The sequence below is a fragment of the Kistimonas scapharcae genome (assembly GCF_039540975.1).
Classification (GTDB): domain Bacteria; phylum Pseudomonadota; class Gammaproteobacteria; order Pseudomonadales; family Endozoicomonadaceae; genus Kistimonas; species Kistimonas scapharcae.
Window position 1 is genome coordinate 1 of sequence record NZ_BAABFL010000384.1, and the last position, 11,690, is coordinate 11,690.

General features: G+C 51.5%; 9 protein-coding genes. 4 read left to right on the forward strand and 5 right to left on the reverse strand.

Translation table 11 applies throughout. From position 1 onward, the window contains the following. Positions 1-330: 330 nt before the first annotated feature. On the reverse strand, positions 331-1,476 hold the full coding sequence (locus ABD892_RS14035; protein WP_345196443.1) for a helix-turn-helix transcriptional regulator: 1,146 nt from the start codon (positions 1,474-1,476) through the stop codon (positions 331-333). A 151-nt stretch (positions 1,477-1,627) separates the two neighbouring features. On the opposite strand from ABD892_RS14035, the gene ABD892_RS14040 reads away from it, so the two are divergent. The 3 genes from ABD892_RS14040 to ABD892_RS14045 all read left to right on the forward strand — a co-directional run bounded on the left by ABD892_RS14040 (position 1,628) and on the right by ABD892_RS14045 (position 2,841). Then, entirely contained in the window at positions 1,628-1,831 is a 204-nt protein-coding gene (locus ABD892_RS14040; protein ID WP_345196444.1) for a PPC domain-containing DNA-binding protein, read from the forward strand. Positions 1,832-1,833: 2 nt separating this feature from the next. Continuing rightward, positions 1,834-2,037, forward strand: coding sequence for a PCC domain-containing protein (locus ABD892_RS27130; RefSeq protein WP_425559262.1), 204 nt, complete (start codon positions 1,834-1,836; stop codon positions 2,035-2,037). 87 nt (positions 2,038-2,124) lie between these two features. Next, positions 2,125-2,841, forward strand: a complete 717-nt coding sequence (locus ABD892_RS14045) for an SDR family NAD(P)-dependent oxidoreductase (RefSeq protein WP_345196446.1) — start codon at positions 2,125-2,127, stop codon at positions 2,839-2,841. A gap of 12 nt (positions 2,842-2,853) precedes the next feature. Here the strand turns inward: ABD892_RS14045 and ABD892_RS14050 are convergent, their stop codons facing one another. From ABD892_RS14050 to ABD892_RS14065, 4 genes are read right to left on the reverse strand one after another with little or no spacing between them, the layout of a single operon-like run. Beyond that, on the reverse strand, positions 2,854-4,554 hold the full coding sequence (locus ABD892_RS14050) for an ABC transporter ATP-binding protein (protein WP_345196447.1): 1,701 nt from the start codon (positions 4,552-4,554) through the stop codon (positions 2,854-2,856). Continuing rightward, positions 4,551-5,936, reverse strand: coding sequence for an ABC transporter permease (locus ABD892_RS14055; protein WP_345196448.1), 1,386 nt, complete (start codon positions 5,934-5,936; stop codon positions 4,551-4,553). The genes ABD892_RS14050 and ABD892_RS14055 overlap by 4 nt, the downstream gene beginning before the upstream one ends. A 13-nt stretch (positions 5,937-5,949) precedes the next feature. After that, the gene (locus ABD892_RS14060) at positions 5,950-6,927 is read right to left on the reverse strand and encodes an ABC transporter permease (RefSeq protein ID WP_345196449.1); all 978 of its coding nucleotides are present in this window, start codon (positions 6,925-6,927) and stop codon (positions 5,950-5,952) included. Positions 6,928-6,976: 49 nt separating this feature from the next. After that, entirely contained in the window at positions 6,977-9,223 is a 2,247-nt protein-coding gene (locus ABD892_RS14065; protein WP_345196450.1) for an ABC transporter substrate-binding protein, read from the reverse strand. 719 nt (positions 9,224-9,942) lie between these two features. On the opposite strand from ABD892_RS14065, the gene ABD892_RS14070 reads away from it, so the two are divergent. After that, entirely contained in the window at positions 9,943-11,130 is a 1,188-nt protein-coding gene (locus ABD892_RS14070) for a type IV pilus assembly protein FimV (RefSeq protein WP_345196452.1), read from the forward strand. Positions 11,131-11,690: the final 560 nt, after the last annotated feature.

An 11,690-nucleotide genomic window follows, 5' to 3' on the forward strand; every position in this document is an offset into this window, starting at 1 on the left:
AAAAATCAGGCTCGCCAATACGTAAGGTGACGGGGGTGTTCAAGTAGACCAGAATCGGTGTTCAAGTAAACCAGAATATGCATTAGTTCAGAAATGAGTCAGTCTTGGCTCACTGCTATTTTCCCAGTTAATGGATTTACTGTGTGTTTCACTCATCAGTGTGTTGGCATTTTGGGTTTCATGCAGAGGATTGGGTGCGCAGATGGCATTTATTGGCGATGAGCAGAGTGAGTGATTTCATTACCGCAAAACGCCTCATCCTGGAGAGTAAATCAGTCAACCAATGACTGATTTTATGTAAAACGCCAGAAAGTCGTTGTTTTTTGGAAATCAGTCAGTGGTTTCAGAATCGGTCAGTGGTGTTGGGGCGGGCTTTTCAGGCAGCCGTTGCCGTTCCTCGCAGTACTGACTGGGCGTGATGCCCATGCGATTCTTGAAGGCGCGGTTAAAGGCGCTCAGGGAGTGGAATCCTGCTTCCAGGGCAATGGTCAGGATGGGGATCTCCTTCTGATTGGGGTCTGATAGTCGTTCCCGGATTTCACGAATGCGGAAATGATTCAGGTAATCGTTGAAATTTCGATAACCGAGCTGGCGGTTAATCAGCGATCGAAGACGGTATTCCTGCATGTTCAGTCGACCGGCCAGTTCCCCAATCGTCAGGCTGTCTTCCCGGTAAATGAACTCGGTTTCCATTAACGACTGTAGTCGACTAAATGTTGTGTCTTCAATGGGGTCAGCAGAAGCAGGCTTTTCTGATTTATTGACGTCAATTGCCGTATTGTTGTTATAGGTAAATATAATTTCCTGTTTTTGTCGGCGTGCAGGATAGAGAAGATCGGTTTTAAAACGGAGTAACAGTGCGTTAAAAATCAGAAGGAAAGCAGCCAGCATAATGCTGTTCATTATACGTATATTGTCGTTCAATCCGATAAGTTGTTCCATTAATACGACGGATGCTATGTAAAATCCTGTGCAGCCAAGTAGCCATCCTCGCAAACGACGACGGTTTTGTATTAAGTCTTCACGCAAGTAACGGCCAATCGTTATCAGTGCGTGACCTATCAGTAAAAACTCAATGGATTGCGGTATCCAATGGCTGAAGAAGTTGATCCATAGTGAAGGCTGATAACCGACGATATGAAAAACCAGTTTCAGCATCGGACCAAATAAGGCGACAACTGACGCTGTTAATAATACACGACGGTTTAACCTGAATTCGTCATTGAACGCTAGTAGGCATACGAGCCAGAAAATACAGGGAAGTGCATTCCTTCCAAGGGCCACCACCCAGTCAACCAGAAATCCTGCCTCAAGTTGTAGGGTTAATGGCTGAATCAGGTAAGCGATCAGGCACAGTTGCAACAATGCGAAGCAATGTGTGACGGGTTCACGTCTACCAGAAGCTGTCACCAGAATCAGGTTCAGCAGAGTCAGTGACAGACAGAAAAAGAGGCTGGCTTGTTGTATGGGTAACATGTCACTAAGTTCGTTTCAGCATCGTTATTGTTGTAATGCATTGCGGCGTCTTTCTTGCATTATGCATGACTGTTCATGGGGATGTAAGGCCAATGATGTGTTGTCACACTATGCTAAAAAATATGCGATACAGTGGACTCAGGAGTGGACAATGGCATCTTGCTTGCTTTTCCGTCTTACGCCGGGAGATGATTTGTTTCTTGGGATGGAGCAGTTTATTGCGCGGAACAATATCCGATCTGCAGCGATCATTACCTGTGTCGGTAGCTTGTCCAAGGCGATGATTCGTTTTGCTGATCAGCAGGATGGGATGTCACGCCATTGGAAGGATCGTTTTAAATTGTATCCCTGGTAGGTGTGCTGACGAGTGACGGCAGTCATATTCATATCAGCCTCTCAGACCAAAAAGGACACGTCGTTGGCGGGCATCTGAAACCCGGCGCTATTGTGCATACGACGGCGGAGGTTGCATTGATGCCAATGACAGATGTAAGGGTGACAAGAGAGCATTGTCCATTATCCGGTTATCGTGAACTAGTCGTTCATACAGACCCGATGTAACCCGACAGTAATCAGTATTGGTCATACTGAGGTTTGGACTTGTATACGGCTTCAGGGACAACAAACACTTTCCGGGAGGAGGACGTCATGAGAGAAAGGCAGGCACTGATCTTTGGTGTCAACGGAGGCCTTGGTCGCGCCCTCGCGGATACCCTTTCGAGTGACTATGCGGTGACCGGTGTTGTCAGGGATGCCCTTGCGTTTGAGAGTGATAGTATCCAAACACTGATTGAGTCTGACTACAGTGAAGAATCATTGAGTTTTGTCGCGAACACGATGAAAACGCAGGGGCACTCCTATGATCTGATAATCAATGCAATTGGCATTTTGCATGGCAATCATCTGCAACCAGAAAAACGACTGCAGGATATTTCGACAGATTCCCTGACGCGTTACTTTGCAATCAACACGATCATTCCCGGATTACTGCTGAAGTATTTTTCAAGCTTAATGCCCAAAAATACACCCGCCGTGTTTGCATCACTCAGTGCCAAAGTAGGGAGTATTGGGGATAATCGTTTGGGTGGCTGGTATGGCTATCGGGCTTCGAAAGCGGCACTGAATATGTTGGTCAGGACCGCAGCTATCGAAATTGGCAGAACGCACAAACAAGCCGCCGTGGTGGCGATACATCCGGGGACGACAGTCTCGAACCTGTCCCGTCCCTTCACGGCTAATACCCCTGCTGACAAACTGTACACGCCGGAATTGTCTGCGCAACGCATTGTCAGTGTATTGACGGGGCTGACGGCAGACGATACAGGTCAATTCTTTGACTGGTCCGGTGACGTCCTGCCCTGGTGATGCACCACTGTACTAGCCATCTGCCGCTGCCATGACTGGCGATGACGCCAGCAGGGCTTGTGTGTAAGGGTGTTGAGGACGAGTGATGATCTGTTCCGTTTTTCCCTGCTCCACAATCACACCATCTTTCATGACTGCCACCCGATGCGCCAGCTGGGGGATGATGGACAGGTCGTGGGTGATGAACAGGTAGGAGACGCCCAGGTTATGTTGGAGTGTCTGCAATAGTTCCAGGACTTCTGCGCGAATGGACACATCCAGCGCGCTGGTGGGCTCATCGCAGATAATCAGGTCAGGTTCAACAGCGAGAGCACGGGCAATGGCAATACGTTGACGCTGACCGCCGGAGAATTCGTGTGGATAGCGTAGCCGGTGCTCCGGCTCCAGCTGAACCTGCTTCAGCAGGGCTTCGATACGGGCCTGGCGTTGTGATTTGTTCATCTCAGGCAGAAGGGACATCATGCCTTCCTCGATAATGGCACCAACCGTCATTCGGGGGTTCATGGACGCATAAGGGCTCTGGAAGATCACCTGAATCCGTTTCCTGAGGGGCAGCATGGCACGGCGCGGGAGATTGGTGATGTCCTGGCCGTCAAAATGGATAACGCCGGCAGTCGCGCGGTCCATGTTCAGGATGGCCCGCCCGGTAGTGCTCTTGCCGCTGCCGGACTCTCCCACAAGCGCCAGGGTCTCGCCGCGACGAATATCCAGGCTGATACCGTCAACGGCACGGGTGTGGTCGTGCACCCGTTGCAGGATGCCTTTGCGGATCGGGAAATGGACTTTCAGGTCTTGCACAGTGAGCAGTGGCGTCTCATGCTCCTCTGGGCGGTAGGCGGACATATCCGGTAGGCTGTCAATCAGTCGACGGCTGTAGGCTTCCTTTGGATGATGGAAGAAGTCTTCACAGGTTGCTTCTTCGATGATCTGTCCCTGGTACATGACCCCGACACGATCCGCCGTTGTCCTTACGACGCCCATGTCATGAGTAATCAGCAGGACGGCCAGGCGACGTTTCAGGGTGAGTTCGGCCACCAGGGCAAGTATTTGTTTCTGGATAGTGACATCGAGTGCTGTGGTTGGCTCGTCGGCCAGCAGGATGTCCGGTTCACAGGCCAGTGCCATGGCGATCATCACGCGCTGTTGCTGGCCGCCGGAGAGCTGGTGGGGATACCAGTCAATCCGTCGTTTCGGGTCGGGAATACCGGTTTCCGTCAAAAGTTCGACAACACGATTCCGGATGTTTTGCTCATTATCCCTGGCATGAAGGCGCAGCGTTTCAGCAATCTGATCACCGATGCGCTGAACCGGATTGAGGGCGCTCATGGGATCCTGAAAGATCATGGCGATCCGCGCGCCGCGCACGGATGTCATGGATTGCTCGGTGAGGGCAAACAGGTTTTCACCTTCCAGTAAAACTTCGCCAGCGGCGATGGTCAGAGCATCTGGCAGCAGGCGAAGAATCGCGGTGGCGGTCACCGATTTGCCGCTGCCCGACTCGCCAACCAGGGCATAAATTTCACCCGCGTTGAGGTCAAAACTGACGTTGTCCAGAATGCCGGTTTGGCCATTTCCCGTGAGCTGTACACTCAGGTTGTGGACGGAAAGTCGGGGTGTCTGCGGGGTATTTTGATTATCCACAGGTTGTTCTGAATCCCTTGCCAGAGCGGGTTGCTTGTGGTTATCCACAGATTGTCCTGTGTTGCCGGTCATGCACTGCCCTCCAGCTGAGCCTTTGGATTAAAGGCGTCATTCACCAGGTCGGAGAACAGGTTGGTGGCCAGTACCAGCGTGAACATAAACAGCAGTGCGGCGATCAGGTTCCACCACACGACCGGATCCCGGGAGAGTTCGGTGCGGGCCATATTGATCATGTTGCCCCAGCTGGCCATCGCCGGATCAATGCCAACACCGATGTAAGACAGCACCGCTTCAGCCAGAACCAATCCACTGAAATCGAGCACAAATGTGATCATGATGATCGGCATAACGTTGGGCAAAATATGACGCATCAGAATGCGCCAATGGCTGACTCCGAATGCATGGGCTGCCTGAACATATTCCAGCTGACTGATTTTCAGGGTTTCCGCACGTAGCATCCGGCAGAGGCCTGCCCAGCTGGTGACACCGAGAATGAAGCAGAGGCCAAGGAACTTGGCGTCTGCTTTCTCAAGTCCCACTTCAAAGAAGTCGGGGTTATTGTCAATGAAGACCTGGAAGAGCAACACGGAAGCTGCGATCAGGAGAATGCCGGGAATTGAGCTCAGCGTGGTGTAGAGATACTGGATGACATCATCCACCCAGCCCTTGAAGTAGCCGGCGGAGATACCGAACACAATCGCAATAGGCATCATGATTACGGTGGCCAGCGTGCCTATCAGGATGCCGGTGCGGATGCTTTTCAGGGTTTTGTAGAGGGTGTCATTACCGGCCTGATCTGTGCCCAGCACATGGTAGAGGTTGCCCAGGTCAATCAGCCAGGCTAATAAGCATATCGTGACGGTTAGTGTGATATAGGCGCTTTTCCAGGGTAAATCACTACCATTGGCTGTTGTTTTTCTACGTCGCCAAGCCAGATGCAGGACGATCAGTATGGCGCTGATAACGAATCCTTTGCCCAGGGCTGTCAGGCTGTTCATGGCAATATCGCCAGCCTGATCATCCGCTGTCGCCAGGTGGCTGCCGGCATACTTCAGGTCCGGGTAATCTCTCGCCATGCCGCCATCGTCAGTATGCCGGTTCTCCTTGACGAAGGATTTCAGGGCAAAGGGGGCAGAGTAGGTTCTTTCGTGATTCTCGCCCATTTCCCCCAGCATCAGGTCGAGCACGCTGTAGACCTGGTTGCTGTAGAACACCTGCTGGTTGGTGTGTCCTTCCGTAGGTGGCAGGGCCTTGCGGAAATGCAGGGAGTCCAAAAGCGCAACGCTGACATAGCCCATGATGATAACAAAGGTCACCATGCCGAGCCGGGTGGCAAACACCTCGCGCCAGCGGGCACAGGTTTCCGGGTTACGACGGATGGAAAAGACAAAACTGACCAGCGCCGCCACCATCAGGTAGACCAGGGTATCGCTCCAGAGTAGTACCGGTTTCATGGCGTTATCCTCGTCAATTCAGGCGAACCCTGGGGTCGGCCCAGGTGTAGGAAATGTCGGTGAGGATCAGGCCGATGATGTAGAGCACGGATCCGACGAAGACCATGGCACGGACAATGGCGAAGTCCTGGGCCTGGATGGCAGTCAGCATGTAACTGCCCAGCCCGGGAATACCGAAGAAGGATTCCATGATCAGGCTGCCCATAAAGAGCAGCGGTATCACCACCACGACACCGGTCAAAATGGGCAGCAGGGCGTTGGGGAGGATGTGGCGGAACAGTACACGAATCTCACTGGCACCTTTGGCCCGCGCCGTCTTCACGTAATCCTGTCCTGAAGCTTCTATGAACAAGGTGCGGTACCAGCGTGCGCCGGCACCGAGACCGGCGAGCACTCCGATAATCACCGGCAGTACCAGGAATCGCCAGGCATCCACCCCGGGATTGAAGCCGGAAACCGGCACCAGTCGCCAGAGTCCGGCAAACAGGTATTGGCCGGCAATGATATAGAACAGGTAGGAGACCGACATCAGTGCCACGAATACCATCACGGCAAAGCGATCGAGTATCGTGCCTCGGAACATCAGCACCAGTAGCGCGATGCAGATATTCACCCAGATACCCACGATAAAGGTGGGTACTGCCAGCGCCAGGCTTGGCCACATACGGTCGAGTACATCGGTACTGATATCTCGCCCCTGATCGGACTGGCCAAAATCAAATACAAAGAGTTTTAGAGATTTTTCGAAGAAGATCGTGTCCGTTAGCGTTAATATTCCATTGTTTTCGCTATTGATGAATAGCGGTTTGTCATAGCCCTTTTCGGCCACCCAGCGGTCGATGGCTTCCTGCGTCACGTACTTTTCGCCCAGGTGTGCACGGGCCATATCCTGTGGCGTGTTGACGATAAAGAACAGCGCAAAGGTCAGCAGGTTGACGCCGATCAGGATCGGGATGGCGTAAAGCACGCGGCGGATCAGATAGGCAAACATGTTCATTCACTCCAGAGGCTGCATCCGGGCAGCCGTGGGTATGTAAGGCTCATTCCGGGCGACCTCCGACAACGGTACTGTGCTGGCGGCGGCGGTAGGCGCGAACTGCCGGGATCACCAGCGCAATGACAATGCCCAGGGTAATCAGCAGCGGAATCAGGATCGGGCGGTTCCAGCCCAGTTGTTTTTCTTCACGAAGTGCCGGTTCCACGCGCACATACTTGAGCGTACCCAGGCTGATACCGTGTCGCTTGGTGTTGTGCACCCAGGCGTTGCTGAGGTAGTAATCCTTGACGTGGAAACCCATGATCCATGGGTTATCCCTCCGCACGATGTCGACCATTTTGTCGATAATGCCAGCACGTTCGGGGCCATTGTCCATTGTTTTCATTTGATCGAAGAGCCGGTCGTATTCCGGATTATCGTAATTCGCGGTGTTGACCCCGTCGCATTTACACTTCTGTGCGCCCTGATGACTATCGAGCATGAACAGGAAGTTTTCCGGGTCAGGGTAGTCTGCCAGCCAGCCCCAGCGGAAGATCTGGGTGTTGCCCTGACGCATCTTTTCCTTGAAGCGGGTGTAATCGGTGGGGCGGAATTCGAGCTGGATACCCAGTTTGTCGAGCTGTTTGCGCATCCAGTCGGCACCGGGGCCGGAATCGCTTCCGGCGGTATCCAGATACAGTACCAGCGGTTTGCCAGTCACTGCATCCCGGCCGCCGGGGTAGCCAGCTTCGGCCAGTAGTTTTTTCGCGTATTCGATGGATTTCCGGACGGGGCGGTTACGCTGTTCATCCCAGTCAAAGATTAAGGGGTTGATGCCTTCGCGGCCTTCCTTTGCGCCAAACAGTCCGGGAGGAATCGGGCTCTGAGCCTGCTGCCCCAGTCCGTTGTAGAAAATATCGATAAATTCCTGATCATCCCAGGCGATGGAAATGGCGCGGCGCAGCTTGCGTTGTTTTTCGCTGTAGCCGCCGACCACCGGATCCAGCATGTTGAAACCGGTGTAATAGAGTGAGGGACGGATCTCTTCATCGACTCTGACGCCATGACTCAGCAGCTCTTCTGACAGCGACATGCCATCCGGGCCGGTGTTAAAGGCCTGGTCAAAGGTGGCGGAGTTGATGTTGCTGCTTTCGTCGCCGGAGCGGTCGTAATAGCCCTGCAGGAATTTCTTCCACTGGGGAATGGAAGCTTTCTCATTGACGAAAATGGCCTGATCAATCATCGGAAGAGCTTGGCCGGCATCAGCCAGTAATCCCTTTTGTTCGTCGCCAGGTGCGCCTTCGTCTGGATAAAGTTCTTCACGGAAATTGGGGTTACGAACCAGCACGATCTTTCGGTTGGGATCATTCTCCGCCATCATGAAGGGGCCGGTGCCGATGGGGTGCCAGTCCAGGGTCAGGTTGCGTTCCTTGAAGCCGGGGTTGTGATAGAAGCGATCGGCTTCCCAGGGAAGCGGGGAGAAGAAGCGTGTTGCCAGCCAGTAACGGAATTGCGGGTATTTGCCATTGATGGTGATCGCGAATGTGTGGTCATCGATCTTTTTCAGGCCACTCATGTCGTGCTGGCGAAGATCGAGCCATAACGGGATATTTTCTGCCTTTCTCTCTTCTGCAATTGTTTTCGTGAAGTCTTTCAGACCGACGATATAATCCGCCATAAAACCAATCAACGGTGATTTGTTCGCGGGATCGCCGATCCGTTTAATCGCATAAATATAATCGTCTGCAAGCAGTTCACGGCTGCCGGTTTCGGCAAAATCATTGAGGGAGCCGTATTCTGCCGATTCATTGGCATGTTCAAAGAAATACAGCGCATGGCCGCCAGCTTTCGCCAGTGCCGGATGGGGTTGATAGCGGATACCCGACTGAATCTTGACGGTAAAGACACTGTAGGCTGGCGATTCGGCATTACTGCCAAGCGGCTGACGATTCTCATCCAGGTAGGTCACCGTAGGCATTTCGCTGGCGGTGGCAGTGATCAGTTCATAAGGCCGTTTCAAAAAGTGGTATTGCAGCGGCGGTTCGTAAATCTGTTCTAGAAAGAGTCCTTCCTCGGCGCTGTAGGCGCGAACCGGATCCAGATGGCGGGGTTGATTGGAATAACTGGCGTAGTAGGTGACCTTGTCTTCAGGTTCTGGTGCGTGGGGATCGTTCCACGTATCGGAACAGCCACTCAGTACGGTGACGGCCATCAACAGAGCGCCCATCAGAGGCGACAACCGTGAGAAAACACGGTGTCGGAGTCTGGCTGCTGTCTCGTTATGGTGCATGAGGCAGGCGTTTTCCATCATCTATGGGCTCATTATTGTTTTGTTCAGGGTACCGTTTTAGGTGGTTTTGTGCGAGATCTGCCGTAAAACGGATACGGCCTGATATCCATAAAACCCACGTAATCACTATTCTGGCGTATTTTTGTTCGCATTTCCGTCAATAACAAGTCAGTACCGAATTTTCGGAAAATCGCCCGATGAATCCGGTACCGAACTGTATAAGTTGTCGATGACTTCGTGAGCGGTGTTCAAGCTGTGCGTAAAGGCAATGTGGATAGTTTTTCTGTGATTAAGTGGCCTGTGAATCGTTTTCCTGTGGTTAACATGGCCTGTGAATTATTAAACTGTTGATGAATTGCTGATTCTGAGGCTGTGAATAAAAAAATAAGCGCACCTCTTTTTTTATTTTCGCTGCTGCGAAAAATGCATTTTTTCAAAAAATCAGACGCTGATGTGGATCGTTGGGGATAACTAAACAGACGGTTGTTATCACACAATCAACAGAAACGCAGATCATTACCCAGAATAATTCACAACACTACCGAGTGTCAGATTACTGATAGTTGTTTTTTTATTGACCTCAAGAGGACTGGGAAAATAACAGTACTCTGTCACAAGATGTTAATTAACCCTATGAATTTATTGAAAAAATAGGCTTTTATAGCGTTTCGATTGCTATTCTGAAAGGTATGAATACTGGCATTACTGCGCTCGAAACAAAGCTTGTTTCCGGGTCAGGGATGAGACCGTGGGGTTTTGTCCTTGCAGTATTCGTATTGTTTCTGATTTCAGTCCCCGCCCATGCAATAGAATTCTCCGCCGTTAAATTACTCTCCGGATTGAATGAGCCATTACGTGCCGAAATAGAAGTGTCCGGCCTGGCTGATCCCGAAAGCCCCTTCATTGTGGATGTTGCTTCACCGCTGGATCACCAGCGATACAACATTCCCCACCAGTTCTTTAATGCTGATATCAGAACCACCTGGCATCGTGAATCCGATGGTCGGGTAATTATCCGTTTAAGTAGTACCCAGCCGGTCACCCAGGAAAACCTGCGTTTCCTGATGCTGGTGATGCCGACCGAAACCGCCATGCTCAAAGAAGTGGATATCTGGATGCCGGATGCGGTGGGATTCAGTCAGCAACAGATTGCGGCAAGCCAGTTCGATTTCAGGAAATCCAGCAAAGCCATGTATGGGCGCAGTGTGGAACTCCCGGCCTTGTCGGATGATACGCTGGGCCTGCTGTTCAGGAAAAAGATCAAGACGGCCGGCAAGCTGGACCAGACACTGAAACTGGTCAGGCATAATGAACAGCGTCGGCCGGGCAGCCGGGCACTGGCTTTTGCGTCTGTGACGGATGAGATCACCTATGATCCGCACTTCTCGCCGGAAGCCATTGCTGCGGTGATGCCAAAAGCCGAGCCTGTGAATAAACCCGTGGCGGAAGAATCTGTACAACCGGTATTGGCTGACGCTGCATCTGACAGGGAAACTCAGGGCGAGAAGAGAGCAAGCACCTTTGAAATCCCGCTTCGTGATGAACAAGCCATTGGGGCAGATGATCCTATGGCTGTTTTGACCACTGTGGATAACACTCTCTCCGGGCATGGTGTAACCGGACTGAGTAAGTTCTCTTCCTGGATCTCATATACCGTTACGGGCAAAGACTCTCTGGACCGGCTGGCGGCAGGCCTGGCAAAGCGACATGGCAGTTATCCACAGACGTGGCGAGAACGAATCATCAAGGCCAATCCACAGCTCAGCATGACAGCGGAATTTCCACCGCCGGGCACGGAAATCAAAATTCCGTTTATGACCCGGCATGTCACCCTGAGCACTATGGATATTTATATCCACACAGGCCAAGCTTACGCTATCCACAGCAGCCGTGGCCCGCCTGACGACTGGGATAACCACCGCCTGTGAATAACTTTTTTGCTCTGATAGTGTTTCTTCTAACGAGTTGATTGAATCAAGAACGCTTCTTATTCGGAGGACGCTGTGGATAGTTTAGGCTGATAGGTTCCGTTCAGTTATCCCGAGGCATGGATGAATTACTGCTGCAGTCGCCATATGTCTGAATAGCAGTATGACATCAAGCACTTTATGGTCTGCTACGTCAATTCCCCCCCTCCGACGACAAACTACAGTCTGCACATGTTGGACGTAATCGTATCCGCTGGGCGGAATGATGAAATGCCATTTATAGGGAGTACGACCTTTGGCTTATTCTGGGTGAAAATATTAAAAATTAATTAATATCAATAAGTTACGTTAGATTAGTATAAAGAAAAAAGCATGTGATGCCTGAACTATTACTGTTGCTTCATTGTCTTAATTCTTAGAAGCCACTGGTCTGTAACCAGGAAGGCGCAAAGACAGTATTAATGAGGTAAAGGAGTACGGTCATGAATCAGATCCGTTGATTACGTATATATAACAGTCAACGATCATGGTTAGGCTATGCATTTTGGATTATGGCTGTT

Excerpts from the sequence above, each read along its gene's own strand:
- ABD892_RS14045 (WP_345196446.1), top strand. The coding sequence starts at position 2,125 with ATGAGAGAAAGGCAGGCACTGATCTTTGGTGTCAACGGAGGCCTTGGT.
- ABD892_RS14040 (WP_345196444.1), top strand. The coding sequence starts at position 1,628 with ATGGCATCTTGCTTGCTTTTCCGTCTTACGCCGGGAGATGATTTGTTT.
- ABD892_RS14050 (WP_345196447.1), bottom strand. The coding sequence starts at position 4,554 with ATGACCGGCAACACAGGACAATCTGTGGATAACCACAAGCAACCCGCT.
- ABD892_RS14035 (WP_345196443.1), bottom strand. The coding sequence starts at position 1,476 with ATGTTACCCATACAACAAGCCAGCCTCTTTTTCTGTCTGTCACTGACT.
- ABD892_RS14055 (WP_345196448.1), bottom strand. The coding sequence starts at position 5,936 with ATGAAACCGGTACTACTCTGGAGCGATACCCTGGTCTACCTGATGGTG.
- ABD892_RS14065 (WP_345196450.1), bottom strand. The coding sequence starts at position 9,223 with ATGATGGAAAACGCCTGCCTCATGCACCATAACGAGACAGCAGCCAGA.
- ABD892_RS14070 (WP_345196452.1), top strand. The coding sequence starts at position 9,943 with ATGAGACCGTGGGGTTTTGTCCTTGCAGTATTCGTATTGTTTCTGATT.
- ABD892_RS14060 (WP_345196449.1), bottom strand. The coding sequence starts at position 6,927 with ATGTTTGCCTATCTGATCCGCCGCGTGCTTTACGCCATCCCGATCCTG.